General features: G+C 72.3%; 15 protein-coding genes. 7 read left to right on the top strand and 8 right to left on the bottom strand.

Going from position 1 to position 18,196, the window contains the following annotated elements:
- Positions 1–91: 91 nt before the first annotated feature.
- From ACFWRT_RS31145 to hmgA, 6 genes are all read right to left on the bottom strand, one after another.
- Positions 92–298 (bottom strand): hypothetical protein, encoded by a 207-nt coding sequence (locus tag ACFWRT_RS31145; RefSeq protein WP_380953976.1) that lies wholly within the window; start codon positions 296–298, stop codon positions 92–94.
- A gap of 62 nt (positions 299–360) precedes the next feature.
- Positions 361–1,161, bottom strand: coding sequence for an ABC transporter permease (locus tag ACFWRT_RS31140; RefSeq protein ID WP_380954012.1), 801 nt, complete (start codon positions 1,159–1,161; stop codon positions 361–363).
- A gap of 6 nt (positions 1,162–1,167) precedes the next feature.
- Complete coding sequence (locus ACFWRT_RS31135; RefSeq protein ID WP_380953975.1) at positions 1,168–2,031, bottom strand: ABC transporter permease; 864 nt, start codon at positions 2,029–2,031, stop codon at positions 1,168–1,170.
- Positions 2,028–2,999 carry an ABC transporter ATP-binding protein gene (locus tag ACFWRT_RS31130; protein WP_380953973.1) on the bottom strand — a complete coding sequence of 324 codons (972 nt, stop codon included), beginning with the start codon at positions 2,997–2,999 and terminating at the stop codon, positions 2,028–2,030. Before ACFWRT_RS31130 ends, ACFWRT_RS31135 begins: the two co-directional genes overlap by 4 nt.
- 154 nt (positions 3,000–3,153) lie before the next feature.
- A complete protein-coding gene (locus ACFWRT_RS31125) occupies positions 3,154–3,927 on the bottom strand; it encodes a GntR family transcriptional regulator (RefSeq protein ID WP_380954010.1) in 774 nt (257 codons plus the stop codon).
- 272 nt (positions 3,928–4,199) lie between these two features.
- Positions 4,200–5,531 (bottom strand): homogentisate 1,2-dioxygenase, encoded by a 1,332-nt coding sequence (hmgA, locus tag ACFWRT_RS31120; protein ID WP_380953972.1) that lies wholly within the window; start codon positions 5,529–5,531, stop codon positions 4,200–4,202.
- A 195-nt stretch (positions 5,532–5,726) separates the two neighbouring features.
- Between hmgA and ACFWRT_RS31115 the strand changes: the two genes are divergently transcribed.
- The 7 genes from ACFWRT_RS31115 to ACFWRT_RS31085 all read left to right on the top strand — a co-directional run bounded on the left by ACFWRT_RS31115 (position 5,727) and on the right by ACFWRT_RS31085 (position 16,015).
- The gene (locus ACFWRT_RS31115) at positions 5,727–6,338 is read left to right on the top strand and encodes a TetR/AcrR family transcriptional regulator (protein WP_380953970.1); all 612 of its coding nucleotides are present in this window, start codon (positions 5,727–5,729) and stop codon (positions 6,336–6,338) included.
- Between the two features lie 196 nt (positions 6,339–6,534).
- Positions 6,535–8,775, top strand: coding sequence for a molybdopterin-dependent oxidoreductase (locus ACFWRT_RS31110; protein WP_380953969.1), 2,241 nt, complete (start codon positions 6,535–6,537; stop codon positions 8,773–8,775).
- A gap of 192 nt (positions 8,776–8,967) precedes the next feature.
- A complete protein-coding gene (locus ACFWRT_RS31105; protein WP_380953967.1) occupies positions 8,968–10,407 on the top strand; it encodes a CitMHS family transporter in 1,440 nt (479 codons plus the stop codon).
- Positions 10,407–11,762 carry an MFS transporter gene (locus ACFWRT_RS31100; RefSeq protein WP_380953966.1) on the top strand — a complete coding sequence of 452 codons (1,356 nt, stop codon included), beginning with the start codon at positions 10,407–10,409 and terminating at the stop codon, positions 11,760–11,762. The genes ACFWRT_RS31105 and ACFWRT_RS31100 overlap by 1 nt, the downstream gene beginning before the upstream one ends.
- Before the next feature lie 157 nt (positions 11,763–11,919).
- Complete coding sequence (locus tag ACFWRT_RS31095) at positions 11,920–13,326, top strand: ABC transporter ATP-binding protein (protein ID WP_380953964.1); 1,407 nt, start codon at positions 11,920–11,922, stop codon at positions 13,324–13,326.
- 168 nt (positions 13,327–13,494) lie between these two features.
- Positions 13,495–14,889, top strand: coding sequence for an aldehyde dehydrogenase family protein (locus ACFWRT_RS31090; protein WP_380953962.1), 1,395 nt, complete (start codon positions 13,495–13,497; stop codon positions 14,887–14,889).
- 46 nt (positions 14,890–14,935) lie between these two features.
- Positions 14,936–16,015 (top strand): Zn-dependent alcohol dehydrogenase, encoded by a 1,080-nt coding sequence (locus ACFWRT_RS31085; protein WP_380953961.1) that lies wholly within the window; start codon positions 14,936–14,938, stop codon positions 16,013–16,015.
- Between the two features lie 72 nt (positions 16,016–16,087).
- On the opposite strand, the gene ACFWRT_RS31080 is transcribed toward ACFWRT_RS31085, so the two are convergent.
- Both ACFWRT_RS31080 and ACFWRT_RS31075 read right to left on the bottom strand, forming a co-directional pair.
- Positions 16,088–17,068, bottom strand: coding sequence for a DMT family transporter (locus tag ACFWRT_RS31080; protein ID WP_380953959.1), 981 nt, complete (start codon positions 17,066–17,068; stop codon positions 16,088–16,090).
- Between the two features lie 398 nt (positions 17,069–17,466).
- On the bottom strand, positions 17,467–18,144 hold the full coding sequence (locus ACFWRT_RS31075; RefSeq protein ID WP_380953958.1) for a TetR/AcrR family transcriptional regulator: 678 nt from the start codon (positions 18,142–18,144) through the stop codon (positions 17,467–17,469).
- Positions 18,145–18,196 lie beyond the last annotated feature (52 nt).

Here is an 18,196-nt window from a genome sequence, read left to right as displayed (position 1 = left end):
TCGGTGTGATCCCCTCAATAGTGCTCCTGGTCATAGGAATGACCGTCGGCGGCCTCACCGTCCTCGGCGTCACTCTGGCTACTTGGGTCGCTCAGGTGGCGTCGGCCGGCTGGTCGTCCTGCCAGACCCAGCGGCCGGTGGTGTCGGGTGCGTAGAGGCTGCTGCCGCCGAGGTAGGCGCAGCCGTCGTTGGGGATCGCGGTCCAGGGGTCTTCGTCGGTCAGGGTGACGGGCACGGTCCGTCCGTCCAGGGGCCCGCCGTGCAGTTCGACGGTGATCGTGATGTTGTCGTCGCTCATGGTGCTCTTGTGCCCAGACAGGTACAGACCAATATGCGGTCCGGCGTCGGGCGGGGGTCCGCTCAGTGGCCACTGCTCTCGTAGTGGCGGGACTGCCGCTCCCAGAAGCGGTACGCGGCGTACATGAGTACGACGCCGATGCCCGGCGCGCCCCAGGCGAGCCAATCCGGCACGGCGAGTTCCTCCTCCCGGTCCATCAGCACGGTCGCCGGCAGATAGGCGACGAAGGCCAGCGGGAAGACGAAGGTGAGCCCGAAGCCGGCCACCGGGCCGAAGATCTTCAGCGGGTAGTTGCCGAAGTCGCTGAAGATCATGTCGATGGCGAACTTGATGGGGGAGACCCTCTTCATCCTGAAGACCAGCGCGGAGGCGGCCAGTTGCAGGGCGCCTTCCACCAGCGCACCGCCCGCCACGGCGAGCAGGAGGAAGCAGACGGCTCCCGCCGACCAGTCGACCGGCGCGGAGGCCGAGGCGATGGACAGGAGGACCACTCCGCCCGCCAGGTCGCCGAGCGAGCTCAGCCGCACCCTGCGGGTGAGGAGCTGGACCAGCGGCGGCACCGGACGGACGAGGTAGCGGTCGTACTCGCCCTCGACGACGACCTCGTCGACGTGGATCAACTGGTGACCGGGGAGCAGCCACAGGCCGTGGGCGGTCAGTCTGATCCCGTAGAGGAAGGCGATCTCCGGCAGTCCCCAGCCGCCGACCTGCCCGAAGCGGTCCAGCACCGCCCAGATGAACGCCAGCCCGACGCCCTGGTAGAACAGGCCGCCGATGATGTTGATGAACAGGTTCCCCCGGTACTGGAACTCGGCGCGGAACGCCGCACCGGCCAGCAGCAGATAAACGCGTGGACCTCGCATCATCCCTCATCCCCCCTGCGACATGACGCGGTGCCGGGCGCGCGACCAGACGAACGCGGCCAGCGCGCCGAGCGCGGCGATCCACGCGAGCTGGACCCCGAGGGCGGCCGCGATGCCGGCGCCCTCGACCTGGCCCAGGTAGACGGCCGCCGGGGTGTACGCGGTGGCCTGGAAAGGCAGCCATTCCGCGGCCGCCCTGACCGGTCCCGGCATGAACCACAACGGGACCAGGGCCCCGGAGAAGAACTGTGCGACGAAGCGGTAGGCCATGAGGGCGCCGCTCACCTCCAGGGTCCAGAAGGAGACCATGCCGAGCAGCAGCCCGAGCAGTTGGTTCACGAGCAGCGCGCCGAGCAGGGCCACGGGGTAGGCGAACCCCGCAGCCGTCGACGCGGGTGCCTGGCCCGCGCCGATCAGCAGCGCGAACGGCAGTGCCACCAGCAGGACCGGTACCGCGGCCGATGCCCACCCGAGCTGGCCGGCGAGCATCTGCCCGGGGAAGCCGACGGGCCGCAGCAGGTCGACGGCGACCTTGCCCTCCCGTACCCGCTGGTCGATGGGGGAGGACCGCCACGGGCTGACGAGCTGGTACTGGAGCGTCGTCAGCGTCGCGTACGCCGTCATGGTGGTGAGGCCGAGTCCGTCCACCTCCGCGCGGCCGTCGTAGAGGGCCTTCCAGACCACCGTCAGCAGCCAGATCTGGAGGAGCATCATCGCGAAGGACGAGAAATAGGCCGTGCGGTAGGTGAGGGCGGCGCGGAACTCCATCCGGGCGCAGGCGAGATAGGCCCGGAGCAGCGTCCCGAATGGCTGCTTCGCGGCGGCGGGGGACGTCTTCGCCGAGGCGCGGGCCGTCGTCGGGGCGGTCATCCGCGGTCCGCGTAGATCCGGTGGATGACGCTCTCCAGCTCGGGTTCCACGATCGAGAGGTCGGTCACCCGGTGCCGCTCCAGCACCGCGGCCACGAGTTCGGCGGGTGGGGTGCGGACGGGATCGAAGCGCAGCCACACCTTGCCGTCCTCCCGCCGGACGACCTCCGCGCCCTCGACGCTCTCCAGCCCGTCGGTCTGCACGACGAGTTCGCGGTGCGGGGCGTAGCGGGCCTTCAGCTCGTCCACCGCTCCGTCGTAGGCGACCTTGCCGTGGTCGATGAGGATGATCCGGTCGCAGAGTTCCTCGACGTCGTCGAGGTCGTGGGTGGTGAGGACGACCGTCGTCCCCGATTCCCGGTTCAGCTCCCCGACGAACGTGCGTATCCGCTCCTTGGCGATGACGTCGAGCCCGACGGTCGGCTCGTCCAGGTAGAGGATGTCCGGGTCGTAGAGCATCGCGGCGGCAAGGTCGCCGCGCATCCGCTGACCCAGGGAGAGCTGGCGGACGGGAGTGTCGAGGAACGGGCCGAGGCCGAGCACCTCGCCGAACTGCCGCTGCCTCTCACGGAACCGGGCCTCCGGCACGTCGTAGAGGCGGCCGATCAGCCAGAGCGAGTCGCGCAGCGGCAGGTCCCACCAGAGCTGGCTGCGCTGGCCGAAGACCACGCCTATCCGGCGGGCGTTACGGGACCGGTCCCGCCAGGGCGTGGCACCGGCGACCGTGACCGTGCCGGAGGTGGGGACGAGGATGCCGGTGAGCATCTTGATGGTGGTGGACTTCCCCGCACCGTTGGGGCCGAGATAGCCGACCATCTCGCCCTGCCGGACCGTGAAGTTCACGCCGTCGACGGCACGCTTGACGGTCCGCTCACGGGTCAGGAGCGTGCGGATGCCCGCGAAGGCGCCCTCCTGCCGTTGGGGCCGGCTGAACTCCTTGACGAGGTCTGCCACTTCGATGACGGGCATGGGTGCCTCTCCTGGCGCGGGCCGGTCCCTGTCGGGCGGGTCGAGCGGAGAGTGTGCACATGAAGGCTTGGTCTAGTCCAATCAATTTCCGTGCGGTGGGCGTGATGAGGGGCGTGATGAGGGGTGTGATGGGGGGAGGGTGGGCCGAGTGGTCCTAGTGGGCCTCCACCGTCACCGAGAACGAGAACCGGTCGCCCCGGTAGCGGATCCGGGCCACATCCACGACGCGCCCCTCCTCGTCGTACGTCACGCCCGTGTAGTGCAGGATCGGGCTGAGCAGCGGGACCTGGAGGAGCTCGGCGGTGACCGGGTCGGCGAGCCGGGCCTCCACCGTGTCGGTGATCCGGGAGATCCTGACCCCGACGCCGTCGCGCAGCACCTTGGTCATCGGCCAGCGTTCGAGGTCGGCGACGTCGATCCGGGCGGCGATGTCGGGGCGTACGGCGTTCTCCGCCCAGTTGGTCGGCTCGTCGCTCTCGCCGTCCCGGCGCAGCCGCCGGTAGCTGACCACCTCGCCGCAGTCCGGGAAGAACTCCGCGAGGTCGCCCGGCACCGGCACCGCCCCGTGGCCGAGAACCGTCGTCGCCTCCCCGGACTGCTGGGCGACGATCGCGTCGACCGAGCCCAGCAGCCGGACCGGGGAGACCCGCCGGGCGCGCGGCTCGATGAACGTGCCGCGCCGCCGGTGCCGGCTGATCAGCCCCTCCGTCTCCAGCTCCTTCAGCGCCTGACGCATCGTGAGCACGCTGACCCCGTAGTGCCCGGCGAGCTGTTCCTCGGTGGGCAGCCGGAGGGAGGCGTCCTGGGGGCGCCCGAGTATGGAGGCCCGCAGGGACTGGGAGACCTGGTACCAGAGCGGCAGCTTACGGTTGAGGACGAGCGAGTCGGGGGCGAAGGCGGGCGGGTGTGCCCGGCCCACCGGGTTCACGCCGGACCCCGGCCGAGCCGCGGCGTCCCCGCGCGCGCCCGCTCCAGCCGTCCCCGTCTCGGCGGCCCGTGCTGCGGCCGTCCCCGCTCCGGTCGCCCGTGCTCCTGCCGTCCCCGCTCCGGCCGCCCCCACTTCGGGCCACCCTGCTCCGGCCGCCTCCGCCTCGGCAGTCCTCGCCTCGGTCGTCGTCTCATGGCTCTCTGTCACGTCGTCGTCCCCGTCCCGTCCCGCCGGGCCCCTCCGGCCGCCCGGCCCGTCTCCGCAGCAGCTCTCTACGGCCGGAAGTTGCGGCTCAGACCCTGCCATACGTCGTCGTAACCGCGCTGAAGATGGCCGGCTCCGGCCGCCTGCGGGGTGGCGATGATCGGCCAGCGGGTCTCGAACATGAAGGCCAGACCGTCCTCGATCTTCTGCGGCTTCAGCTCCGCAGCGCTCGCCCGGTCGAAGGTCTCGCGGTCCGGTCCATGGGCGGACATCATGTTGTGCAGCGAGCCGCCGCCGGGGACGAAGCCGTCGGCCTTCGCGTCGTACGCGCCGTCGATCAGCCCCATGTACTCGCTCATCACGTTGCGGTGGAAGTACGGCGGCCGGAACGTGTCCTCGCCGACCAGCCAGCGCGGCGCGAAGACCACGAAGTCGACACCGGCCAGGCCCGGGGTGTCCGACGGCGAGGTCAGCACCGTGAAGATCGAGGGGTCGGGGTGGTCGTAGCTGATCGACCCGATGACGTTGAACCGGCGCAGATCGTAGACGTACGGGGTGTGCGTGCCGTACCAGGCGACGACGTCCAGCGGGGAGTGGTCGTACGTCGCCGACCAGAGGTTCCCGCAGAACTTGTTGACCACCTCCACCGGCCGGTCGTCGTCCTCGTACGCGGCGACGGGGGCCAGGAAGTCCCGGGCGTTGGCAAGCCCGTTGGCGCCGATCGGTCCCAGGTCCGGGAGCACGAACGGGCGGCCGTAGTTCTCGCAGACGTACCCGCGTGCGGTCTCCTCCAGCAGCTCCACCCGGAAGCGGACACCGCGCGGGATCAGCGCGACGTGGCCCGGTTCGGCGCGCAGCAGGCCCAGTTCGGTGCGGAGCAGCAGCCCGCCGTGCTCCGGGACGATCAGCAGTTCACCGTCGGAGTCGCTGAACACCCGGTCGGTCATGGAGGAGTTGGCGTGGTAGAGGTGCACCGCCATGCCCGTGCGCTGGGCGGCGTCACCGTTGCCGCCGAGCGTCCACAGCCCGCTGACGAAGTCCGTGCCGGGCGCGGGGTCGGGGAGCGGGTTCCAGCGGAGCCGGTTCGGGTCGGGCACGCTCTCGGTGAAGGGCGCGGTGCGCAGATCGCCGTTGTCGGTCCGGGTGAAGGCCGGGTGTACGGCGGAGGGGCGGATCCGGTAGAGCCAGGAGCGGCGGTTGTCGGCGCGGGGCTCAGTAAATGCGGAGCCGCTCAACTGCTCCGCGTAGAGGCCGAGGGGGGCGCGCTGGGGGGAGTTACGGCCGTGCGGCAGCGCCCCCGGCACCGCCTCCGAGCTGTGTTCGTTGCCGAAACCGGAGGAGTACGCCAGTCCCTCCGCCGTCTTCCTCGCCTGCTTCCTCGCCTGCTCGATGCCGCTCATCCCGCACTCCCGGTGACCGTGAAGCCCTTGGATCCGCCGGACAACGAATCCTATGGGACACCGTAGGAATAGGAGGCTGGCGCGTCAACGGCCTGGATCACGCCATTCGGGGGGTCCGGACACCGATCCCGGGCGTGGGACGGCTTCCGAGGGGCTTGCGGACGGCGCCCGGGACGTGCACGGCATCATGGGTCCGTGCCCCACCCGAACCCGAACCTCCGCCGCGCCCCCGTACAGCAGCGCAGCGCCGACCGGCTCGCCCGGATACTCGACGCCTGCGCCGGACTGCTCGACGAGACCGGTTACGAGCAGCTCTCCACCCGTGACGTCGCGTTGCGCGCCGAGGTGCCCATCGGCTCCGTCTACCGTTTCTTCTCCAACAAACGGGCCCTGGTCGACGCCCTCGCGCTGCGCAACCTGGACCTCTACGCCGAGCGCATCACTGCCCGGCTCGGCTCCCTCCCCGCCGACGACTGGCGCGGGGCGATCGACGCGGTGCTGGACGAGTACCTCGCGATGAAGCGGACCGTGCCCGGCTTCGCCCTGGTGGACTTCGGGCCCCCGTCGCCCGCCGAGGACGCGTCGGACGACGCCAACCGCCGCCTCGCGGGCCGGCTCGCCGACCTGCTCGCCGGACACCTCGGCCGCGACCCCGGCCCGGAGCTGCTGCGGGCCATCCTGGTGAGCGTCGAGGCGGCGGACGCGCTGCTCCAGCTCGCCTTCCGTACGGACCCGTCGGGCGACCCGGCGATCGTCGCCGAGACCCGGACGCTGGTACGGGCGTACCTCGCGCAGATCCTGGACTGAGGGCGCCGGGGGGAGGAGGCCGGAGTGCGGGGCGTGGGGGCGGGCGGGGACGCGCGGGGGCCCACGGGGGCGGGCGGGGGCCTCGCGGGGGCGGGTGTCATGTTCCCGCCTCCAGCACCTCCCCGGCATGCCTACCGGTCGGTATGCTCGCCGTGCCGTCCGAGTGCCGCCACCGCCGTCGCCCCGGGGAGGGCCCATGTCCCACGCATCCCGTACCGCACCGCGCATCTGCCCCCTCTGCGAAGCCACCTGCGGCCTCACCCTCACCATCGAGGGGACCACCGTCACCGGTGCGCGCGGCGACCGCGACGACATCTTCAGCCGGGGCTTCATCTGCCCCAAGGGGGCGTCCTTCGGCGGCCTGGACGCCGACCCCGACCGGCTGCGCGTGCCGCTCGTGCGCGGGGAGGACGGGGACGGGGGCCGGGGCGGGGAGCTGCGGGAGGCGACCTGGGACGAGGCGTTCGACCGGATCGCCGCCCGCATACCGGCCCTGACCGAGGCCCACGGCCCGCAGGCCGTCGGCGTCGTGCTCGGCAACCCCAACGTCCACACCATGGCGGGCTCCCTCTACCCGCCCCTGCTCCTCGCCGCCCTGCGCACCCGCAACGTCTTCACCGCGAGCACCCTGGACCAGATGCCCAAGCACGTCTCCAGCGGACTGCTCTTCGGGGACGCCAACGCCATCCCCGTACCCGACCTCGACCGCACCGACCACCTCCTCCTGATCGGCGCCAACCCGCTGGAGTCCAACGGCAGCCTCTGCACCGCCCCCGACTTCCCCGGCCGGCTCAGGGCGCTGCGGCGGCGCGGCGGCACCCTCACCGTCATCGACCCGCGCCGCACCCGGACCGCCCGCCTCGCCGACCGGCACGTGGCGATCCGGCCGGGAGCCGACGCGCTGCTGCTCGCCGCGATGGCTCAGGTGCTGTTCGCGGAGAAGCTCGTGGACCCCGGCCCGCTCGCCGAGCACCTGGAGGGCGCGGACGAACTCGCCGCCGCCCTGGCCGACTTCACCCCGGAAACGGTCGCCGCCGCCTGCGATGTGGACGCGGCCACCATCACCGCCCTCGCCCGCGAACTGGCCGCCGCCCCCACCGCCGCCGTCTACGGGCGGATCGGCAGCTGCACCGTCGAGCACGGCACGCTGGCCAGTTGGCTGGTGGACGTCCTCAACATCCTCACCGGCAACCTCGACCGCCCCGGCGGCGCGCTGTTCCCGCTCTCCGCGACGGCCCGCGCCCCGCGCGAAGCCGCGCCCGGCAAGGGCTCTGCGCCCGGCAAGGGGTCCGCAGCACCCGGCAAGGGCTTCGCCCTCGGCCGCTGGACGTCCCGGGTCTCCGGCCACCCCGAGGCCAAGGGCGAACTCCCCATCGCCGCCCTGGCCGAGGAGATCGAGACCCCGGGCGAGGGCCGCATCCGCGCTCTCGTCGTCCTCGCCGCCAACCCCGTCCTCTCCGCGCCCGACGGCGACCGGCTGGACGCGGCGCTCGCCGGCCACCTCGACTTCATGATCAGCGTCGACCCGTATCTGAACGAGACCTCCCGCCACGCGGACGTCGTCCTGCCCCCGCCGCCGCCCTCGCAGAGCGCCCACTTCGACTTCGCGTTCAACTCCTTCGCCGTGCACAACCAGGTCCGCTACACCCGCGCGCCCGTCCCCCTGGAGGTCGGCCGCATGGACGAGAGCGAGATCCACGCCCGGCTGATCCTCGCGGTGAGCGGGATGCACGGCGCCCCGCCCTCCGCCGTCGACGACCTGGCCATCACCACCGCGCTCGCCAAGGCCGGCGCCCCGAAGGAGCTGGCCGACGAGCTCACCGGCGACAGCGGCCCCGAACGCCGCCTGGACCTCATGCTGCGGCTCGGCCCGTACGGTCTGACGCTGGAGCAGCTCCTCGCCCACCCGCACGGCATCGACCTCGGCCCGCTGAAGCCCCGCGTCCCGGAGATCCTGCGCACCCGCTCCGGCCGCGTCGAACTGCTCCCCGCCCCGATCGCCGCCGACCTGCCCCGCCTGCGCCGGGCGCTGGGCGACCGTCCCGCCCCGCTCGTCCTCGTCGGCCGCCGCCATCTGCGTTCCAACAACAGCTGGATGCACAACGTCGGCTCGCTCAGCGGCGGTTCCAACGTCTGCACCCTCCAGATCCACCCCGACGACGCGGCCCGCCTCGGGCTCGTGGACGGGGCCACCGTACGGATCGAGTCGGCGGGCGGCGGGATCGAGGCCCCCGCCGAGATCACGGACACCGTACGCAGCGGAGTGGTGAGCCTCCCGCACGGCTGGGGCCACATCCGCCCCGGGACCCGCATGGCGGTCGCCGCCGCCCACCCCGGGGCCAACGTGAACCAGCTCCTCGACGGCACGCTGCTCGATCCGCTCTCCGGCACCGCCGTGCTGAACGCCATTCCGGTGACGGTGACCCCGTCCCCGTAACCCCCGCCGTAGGCCTCCCCGAGGCCGTCACCCCCGCCGTGCCCCTCCTCGTACACCAATGCGTTGACCTGGGGTTTTGCTCGTATTGCTCACGTGTCAACGTCTTGTTAACTCTTCGAGGAGGCCCCTAACGTCGTCCGGACCGACCGCCGAGACCGGTGGGAGTTCAAGGATGAACGTTAGGTATCCCTCATGCTGACAATCCTCGGCTTCGCCATGATCGCGACCTTCCTGGTCCTGATCATGACGAAGAAGATGTCGCCGATCGCGGCGTTGGTACTGATCCCCGCACTGTTCTGTGTCGCCGTCGGACAGGGGGCGAACCTCGGCGACTACGTCATCGAAGGCGTCGGCAACCTGGCGCCGACCGCCGCCATGCTGATGTTCGCCATCGTCTACTTCGGCGTGATGATCGACGTCGGCCTCTTCGACCCGATCGTCCGGGGCATCCTGCGGTTCTGCAAGGCGGATCCGATGCGGATCGTCGTCGGTACGGCGGTGCTCGCCGCGATCGTCTCGCTGGACGGCGACGGCTCCACCACCTTCATGATCACCGTCTCGGCGATGTATCCGCTCTACAAACGCCTCAAGATGAGCCTCGTCGTCATGACCGGTGTGGCGGCCACGGCGAACGGCGTCATGAACACCCTGCCCTGGGGCGGCCCCACGGCCCGCGCCGCCACCGCGCTCAAGCTGGACGCCTCCGAGATCTTCATCCCCATGATCCCGGCGCTGGCCGTCGGGCTGCTCGCCGTCTTCCTGCTCTCGTACGTGCTGGGCCTGCGCGAGCGCAAGCGCCTGGGCATGCTCACGCTGGACGAGGCGCTGGTACGGGAGCCGGAGCAGGAGACCGTGCTCGCGGGGGCCGGCACGGGCGCGGGCGGCGGCTCGGGTCGCGAGGACCGTCTGCGTAAGGGCTCCGGCGGCTCGGGTTCGGCGGACCTCACGCAGGACGGCGATGGTGACGAGGAAGGCGAGGACGAGGAGGAGTTCAAGGGCCTCGACCCCAACCGCTCCACCCTGCGGCCCAAGCTCTACTGGTTCAACGCCGGTCTCACCGTCGCCCTGCTGACCGCCATGATCATGGAACTGATGCCGATCCCGGTCCTCTTCCTCCTCGGCGCCGCCCTCGCCCTCACCGTCAACTTCCCCCACATGCCCGACCAGCGGGCCCGGATCGCCGCCCACGCGGACAACGTCCTCAACGTCTCCGGCATGGTCTTCGCCGCCGCCGTCTTCACCGGCGTCCTGACCGGCACCGGTATGGTCGAGAACATGGCCGACTGGGTGGTCGGGGCCGTCCCCGACGCGATGGGCCCGCACATGGCCATCGTCACCGGGCTGCTCAGCCTGCCGCTCACCTACTTCATGTCGAACGACGGCTTCTACTTCGGCGTCGTCCCCGTCCTCGCCGAAGCCGGCGCCGCGCACGGCGTCTCGCCGCTGGAGATCGCCCGCGCCTCCCTGGCCGGCCAGGCGCTGCACATGTCCTCGCCGCTGGTCCCCGCCGTGTACGTGCTCGTCGGCATGGCGAAGGTGGAGTTCGGCGACCACACCCGGTTCACCGTCAAGTGGGCGGTGCTCACCTCGCTGGTGGTGCTCGGGGCGGGCATCCTCTTCGGCACGATCTGATGTCACGCGCGCGACGGCCCGGGGCCGGGCCGGGCAGGGGCTCTGCCGGGCCCGGCAGGGGCTGGCTGCTGCGCCTCGTCATCGCCTTCGCCTTCGCGCAGGGGGCGGTGTCGATGGCGCGGCCCGCCGTCTCCTACCGGGCCCTCGCGCTCGGCGCGGACGAGACCGCCGTCGGCGTCATCGCCGGGGTCTACGCCCTGCTGCCGCTGTTCGCGGCCGTCCCGCTCGGCCGCCGCACCGACCACGGCCGGTGCGCGCCCCTGCTGCCGATCGGCGTGGTGCTGATCTCCGGCGGCTGCGCGCTCAGCGGGGTCGTCTCCTCGCTGCCCGCGATGGCCGCCTGGAGCGGGGTGATGGGCCTCGGCCACCTCTGCTTCGTGATCGGCGCGCAGTCGATCGTGGCCCGGCAGTCCGCTCCGGCCGAACAGGACCGCAACTTCGGCCACTTCACCATCGGCGCCTCGCTCGGCCAGTTGGGCGGTCCGATCGCGGCAGGAGCGCTGATCTCCGGTGAGAGCGGTGCTCTGGGGCGTACGAGTGCCCTCGCGCTCCTTGTCTCGGCGGGGGTCTGCGCGGTCGCGCTCACCTCGCTGTGGCGCATCGAGCACCGGCGTACGTCGGGCGCCGGGCCTGGTGGGCGGAAGGCCGCCGCCAAGGTTCCGGTCACCAGGATCCTCGGCGCGCGGGGTGTCCCGGCCGGGATCTTCATCAGCATGGCGGTCCTGTCCGCCACCGACATCCTCACCGCCTACCTGCCGGTCGTCGGCGAGCACCGGGGGATCGCCCCCGCCACGGTCGGGCTGCTGCTCAGCCTGCGGGCCGCCGCCACCATCGCCTGCCGTCTGGTGATGACCCCGATGCTGCGGTTCCTCGGCCGGACGGTCCTGTTGACCACGAGCTGCCTGCTGGCCGGCCTGCTCTGCGCGGGCATGGTCCTCCCGGTCCCCGTCCCGGTGCTCGCCGTCATGCTGGCCGCCCTCGGGTTCTGCCTGGGCGCCGGCCAGCCGCTGTCGATGACCACGGTGGTCCAGGCCGCCCCCGCCGAGGCCCGGTCCACGGCCCTGGCCCTGCGCCTCACCGGCAACCGGCTGGGTCAGGCCGCCGCCCCCGCCGCCGCGGGCCTGATCGCGGGTACGGCGGGGGCGGCCGCCCCGTTCGCCCTGCTCGGGGTCTTGCTGCTGGTGGCGGCGGGCCTGGGCCTGCGGAGCGGACGAGCGCCCGGGGCCTCCTCCGTACCGGCGGAATCGGCGCCCATACCGCCGGAGCCCGCGCCCGTACGCGGCAGGGAACGGGCAGGGGAACAGGAACAGGCACAGGCGGACGGCGCGTCCCTGGCCGACCCGAACCGCTCCTGAGACACCCGCCCGACGCAACCCCGTACGCCCCAGCCATCCCACACGTCCCAACCTTCGCGCAAGTCATTCCCACACCCCGCCCGGTGGGCTAGCTTCCCTCCACAGCCGCTCCCCACCGCGACGTACACCTCGTACACCTTGATCCCGGGGACACCTCATGACGCGCGCCATCTCCCTGCACCACGTCAGCAAGAGCTACGGCCGGGACCGGCGGGCCGTCGACCGGTTCACGCTCACCATCGACCCCGGCGAGTTCATCGTCCTGCTCGGCCCCTCCGGCTGCGGCAAGTCGACCGTGCTGCGCATGATCGCGGGTCTTGAGGAGATCAGCGAGGGCGATCTGCTGCTGGACGGCGAGTTCGCCAACCACATCCCGCCCCGCGAACGCGGCATGGCGATGGTGTTCCAGAACTTCGCGCTGTACCCGAGCATGACGAACCGCGCCAACATCGGCTTCCCGCTGAAGCTGGAGAACCCGCGCGAGGACAACACCGCACGGATCGAGGCCACGGCCCGGATGCTCGGCATCGAGCACGTACTCGACCGCTACCCCGCTCAGCTCTCCGGCGGCGAGCGCCAGCGGGTGGCGATGGGCCGGGCCATCTCGCGCCGGCCCTCCGTCTTCCTGATGGACGAGCCGCTCTCCAACCTGGACGCCAAGCTCCGCAACCACCTCCGCGCCGAGATCGCCCTGCTCACCAGGGAACTCGGCGTCACCATCGTCTATGTGACGCACGATCAGGCCGAGGCGATGTCCCTCGGGGACCGGGTGGCCGTGATGCGCGGCGGTGTCCTGCAACAGGTCAGCCCGCCCCGGGAGGTCTACGCGCTGCCCGAGAACGTCTTCGTGGCCGCGTTCATCGGCACCCCGCGGATCAACCTCCTCCAGGCCGTCGTCCACGCCCCGCTGGAGGGGCGGATGTCGATCGACCTGGGTCGGCAGCGGCTAGCCCTGCCCGAACCCCTCAGCCCCGACCACCAGTTGCTCCGCATCCAGCAGGGCCGCCGGATCATCGTCGGGCTGCGCTCGGAGGCGGTCCGGATCGCCCCGCCCAGCCACGCCCGCCCCGGCGAGGTGGCGCTCAGCGGGATCGTGGAGCACGTCGAGTACCAGGGGCATGAGGCGCTGGTCCACCTCAACACCGGTTCGCGGCCCGCCGTCGTCCCGGATCTGGAATCGGCCCAGCCCCGCGCCATGCCCCGCCGCCGCAGAGCAGCGGCGGGCCGTTCCGGAGGCAGCCGGCAAGGCACACCAGGCGCGCTCGGCGTCCTGGACCGGCTGAAGGGGCGGACCGGGGCGCGGATCAGCGGCCCGGTCGTCACGCTCGACGAACCCGCCCCGGACCCGACGGCGGTCCGTGCCCCGGACCCCACGGCGGTCCGCACCCCTGACCGGCCCTCCGTCATCTCCGGCGACCTGGTGGTGCGCACCGGCCCCGACATGCGGCTGCGGACCGGCGGCCAGGTGCCGCTGCTGGTGGACCTGGCCCACCTGTACGTCTTCGACCACTACGGCCGCCGCATCTGCCCGCTGCCGCAGGACGTCCCCGGACTGGACGGCTGAGGCCTCTCCTCGGACCGGCCGGGGGCGTGCGCCTCCCGGCGTGACCGGCGTCTCCGGAAGCTCCCTGGCGCCGGAAAACTAACGGCGCTAGTTTGGGCGGGGTGCGAGGACACCTCGCACCCCGCCGGAGCGCCGGCACAGCCCGTCCCCGTCCGGGAGGAAACAGCCATGAAGGCCCACGACCAGATGTACATCGGCGGCGCGTGGCGGCCCGCCGTCGGCCAGGACACGATCGCGGTCGTGAACCCGGCCGACGAGCGGCTCATCGGCCATGTGCCGGCGGGCACGGCCGAGGACGTCGACGCGGCGGTGCGGGCCGCGCGCGCCGCGTTCCCCGGCTGGGCCGCCACCCCGCCCGCCGAGCGCGCCGCCCGGCTCTCCGCGCTGAGCGACGCGCTGGCCGCCCGCAAGGACGAGCTGGCCGAGACGATCACCGCCGAGCTGGGCGCGCCGCTGCCGCTCTCGCAGATGGTGCACGCCGCCGTGCCGGTCATGGTTGCCGCCTCGTACGCCGAACTGGCCGCCTCGTACGCCTTCGAGGAGCGGATCGGCAACTCCACCGTCCTGCTGGAGCCGGTCGGGGTCGTGGGTGCGATCACCCCCTGGAACTACCCGCTCCACCAGATCGTCGCCAAGGTCGCCCCCGCGCTCGCCGCCGGCTGCACGGTCGTCCTCAAGCCGGCCGAGGACACCCCGCTCACCGCCCAGCTCTTCGCCGAGGCCACCGAGGCGGCCGGCCTGCCGCCCGGGGTCTTCAACCTCGTCACCGGCCTCGGCCCGGTCGCCGGCCAGGCGCTCGCCGAGCACGAGGGCGTCGACCTGGTCTCGTTCACCGGATCGACCGCCGTCGGCAAGCAGATCGGCGCCACCGCCGGAGCCGCGATCAAGCGCGTCGCCCTCGAACTCGGCGGCAAGTCCGCCAACGTGATCCTGCCCGGGGCCGACCTCGCCAAGGCGGTCAACGTCGGCATCGCCAACGTGATGACCAACTCCGGCCAGACGTGCAGCGCCTGGACCCGGATGCTCGTCGACTCCGAGCGGTACGACGAGGCCGTCGAGCTCGCGGCCCACGCCGTCCTCAAGTACGCCCCCGGCGAGCGGGTCGGCCCGCTCGTCAACGCCAAGCAGCAGGCCCGGGTGAGCGGTTACATCCGTACGGGTATGGAGGAGGGCGCCCGGCTGATCGCGGGCGGCCCCGACGCACCCCTGCCGACCGGCTACTACATCAGCCCCACCGTCTTCGCCGACGTCACCCCGGACATGACCATCGCCCAGGAGGAGATCTTCGGGCCGGTGGTCTCGATCCTCCGCTACGAGGACGTGGACGACGCCCTCCGTATCGCCAACGACACCGTGTACGGGCTCGCGGGAGCCGTGTGGGCCGCCGACGACGAGGAAGCGGTGGCCTTCGCCCGCCGGATGGACACCGGACAGGTCGACATCAACGGCGGCCGGTTCAACCCCCTGGCTCCCTTCGGCGGTTACAAGCAGTCGGGTGTGGGGCGCGAGCTGGGTCCGCACGGTCTGGCGGAGTACCTCCAGACCAAGTCGCTCCAGTTCTGACCCCCGTAACCCTTCCTTCTGACCCTTCCTTCTGAGGAGTCTGTTCGTGGTCCGCGCCGCCGTACTCTCCGCCGTCGGAGCTCCGCTGGAGATCACCGACATCGTCCTGCCCGAGCCAGGCCCCGGCCAGGTGCGCATCGCGCTCGCCGCGGCGGGGGTCTGCCACTCCGACCTGTCCCTGTCCAACGGCACCATGCGGGTGCCGGTGCCCGCCGTCCTCGGCCATGAGGGCGCCGGTACGGTCCTGGCGGTCGGCGAGGGCGTCACCCATGTCGCGCCCGGCGACGGCGTGGTCCTCAACTGGGCGCCCTCCTGCGGAGCCTGCTTCCACTGCGGGATCGGCGAGGTCTGGCTCTGCGCCGACGCCCTGAAGGGGACCGCCAACCGCCACGCCCGTACGGCGGAGGGCGCCGACCTCCACCCCGGCCTCAACGTGGCGGCCTTCGCGGAGGAGACCGTCGTCGCCGCGAACTGCGTGCTCCCCGCCCCCGACGGCATCCCGCTCACCGACGCCGCCCTCCTCGGCTGCGCGGTCCTCACCGGCTACGGGGCGATCCACCACAGCGCCCGGGTCCGCCAGGGCGAGAGCGTGGTCGTCTTCGGGATCGGCGGCGTCGGCCTCGCCGTGCTCCAGGCGGCCCGGATCGCGGGCGCCTCCAAGATCATCGCGGTCGACGTCTCCCCGGCCAAGGAGGAGCTGGCCCGGCAGGCGGGGGCCACCGACTACGTCATCGCCTCCGCCACCACCCCGCGCGAGATCCGCAAACTCACCGGCGGCCAGGGCACGGACGTCGCGGTGGAGTGCGTCGGCCGGCCCGCGACCATCCGGGCCGCCTGGGAGTCCACCCGGCGCGGCGGCCGTACGACGGTCGTCGGGATCGGCGGCAAGGACCAGGAGGTCACGTTCAACGCCCTGGAGATCTTCCACTGGGGCCGGTCCCTGACGGGCTGCGTCTACGGCAACAGCGACCCGGCCCGCGATCTGCCGGCCCTGGCCGACCACATCCGCGCGGGCCGCTTCGACCTGTCGATGATGGTCACCGAACGCATCGCCCTGGACGGCATCCCCGCCGCCTTCGACAACATGATCGCGGGCAAGGGCGGCCGGGCGCTGGTGGTGTTCTAGACGCTTGATCCGGCGGCCCGGCGGCCCGGCGGCATGGAGGTCACCGGGCCACCGGCCACCGGCCGGGCGACGTCACGGTCGCCGCGCGCTCCGGTGCTCCGCGTCGGCACGGTCCTCCACCACCGGCAAGGCGGCCGGACTCGCCGCAGCGGGTCGCTGACGGCTCCGGGAGACCGCCACCCCGGCCAGGCAGAGCAGCCCACCGATCACGCCGAGCGGCGTCGGCACCTCGTCCAGCAGCACCCACGCCATGAGGACCACGATCGCCGGGACCGCGTACGTGGTGGCGCCCATCCGGCCCGCGGTGGTCCGGGCCAGCGCATAGCCCCAGGTGGTGAAGGCCAGCGCGGTCGGGAAGACGCCCAGGTAGATCATGTTCAGCGTGGCGGACATCGGCGCGTCGGCCGCCTCGGAGATCAGCACCCCGGTGAACGGCAGGCAGACGACGGCGCCGATCAGGCAGCCGAAGGTGTTGATCTGGAGCGAGGAACCGTACGCGAGCGCCGGCTTCTGGCTCACCACGCCCAGCGCGTACACCACGGCGGCCAGCAGGCAGAGCGCCACGCCCAGCACGGACGAGCTGCCGTGCCCGGACATCGCGAGGCCGACGACGACGGCGCCGGAGAACGAGATCCCCATTCCCAGCAGGAGGCGGCGGGGCAGCCCCTCGCCGAGCATCCGGGCGCCCATCAGGGCCATGAGGATCGGCCCGATGTTCACGAGCATCGCGGCGGTCCCGGCGTCGACCTCCTGCTCGCCCCAGTTGAGCGCCACCATGTAGAGCCCGAACCAGAGCACCCCCGACGTGATGATGCCGCGCCAGGCCCCGCGCCCCGGAAGCCCTTCCCTGCGTACGAGGAGGATCGCCCCGAGCACGAGTACGCCCGACAGCAGCCGCCCGAGAGCGAGGGCACCGGGGGAGTAGGCCTCGCCCGCGCTGCGGATGGAGACGAAGGCGGATGCCCACAGGACCACGGTGGTGCAGGCGGCGGCGGTGGCACGCCAGGATCGGGCGGGGGTGGGGGTGGCCGGGGCGGCCGGGGTCGTCGTCATGGCCACGACCGTAAGGCCGAACGGCTTCGTCCCCCACCGAATTGTCGTCCCCCGTCAATCGACGACCCGCCACCCCTTCCAGCCCGCCCGCGCACCCTCTCAGCCCGTCCGGCGTTTGAGGACGGAAGGCCGGCCACTTTCAGCCCGTCCGGCGTTTGAGGACGGAACCGTGGCGGTGGCACCGGGCAACCCCTCCGTGTCCGGAGAGCACGGGCGCCGCCCATCCCGGACATGGGTTCCGTCCTCAAACGCCGGACGGGCTGACGTGGGCACCGGTCTCCGCCCTGGGCGCGCCGGACGGGCTGTCATAGGCACTGCCCCCCCCGGCACGCAGGCACGCGCCACGCCCGACGGCCCGGCGGCGGGGCGCGGTGAACGGCCCATCGGCCCAGGGCGCGTCAACGACGCTTCGGCCCCCGCCGAACCGTTTCCGTGGGCCCCGCGTACTCCTCGTACTGGAGCGCCAGCCCGTCCAGCAGCGCCCGCAGCCCCGTCTCGAACGCCCCCTCGTCCACCGCCCGCCGCCGCTCCGCCAGGAGATGCGCCTGGCCCAGGTGCGGATAGTCCGCCGGGTCGTACGCGCTCTCGTCGTCCACGAAGCCCCCGGCGAACGACCCCAGCGCCGACCCGGTGATGAAGTAGCGCATCAACGCCCCGATCCGGGTCGCCTGCGCCGCCGGCCACCCCGCCCCCACCATCGCCCCGAACACCGCGTCGGCGACCCGCAGCCCCGCAGGGCGCCGCCCCGGCCCCCGGGCGAGGACCGGCACGATGTGCGGGTGTGCGGCGAGGGCGGCCCGGTAGGAGAGCGCCCAGTCGTGCAGGGCCTCCCGCCAGTCGCGCGGGTCCGACGCCTCGAACATCGACAGATCGACCTGTACGGAGACGGCGTCGGCGACCGCGTCGAGGATCTCGTCCTTGTTGCGGAAGTGGTTGTAGAGCGAGGGCCCGCTGACCCCCAGGACGGCCGCCAGCCGGCGCGTGGAGACGGCGTCGAGCCCCTCGGCGTCCACGAGCGCGCTCGCCGCTTCCACGATGCGGTCTCTGCTGAGGAGGGGCTTGCGCGGTCGGGCCATGCGGCTCATAGTAGGCGCTGCGAACCAGAAACTAGCAGTGCTAATTAAGCGG

This window comes from Streptomyces cyaneofuscatus (assembly GCF_042718795.1).
Lineage (GTDB): Bacteria > Actinomycetota > Actinomycetes > Streptomycetales > Streptomycetaceae > Streptomyces > Streptomyces cyaneofuscatus_A.
Note: the sequence above shows the minus strand (reverse complement) of the source record. Positions and strands in the feature narration are given on the sequence as shown.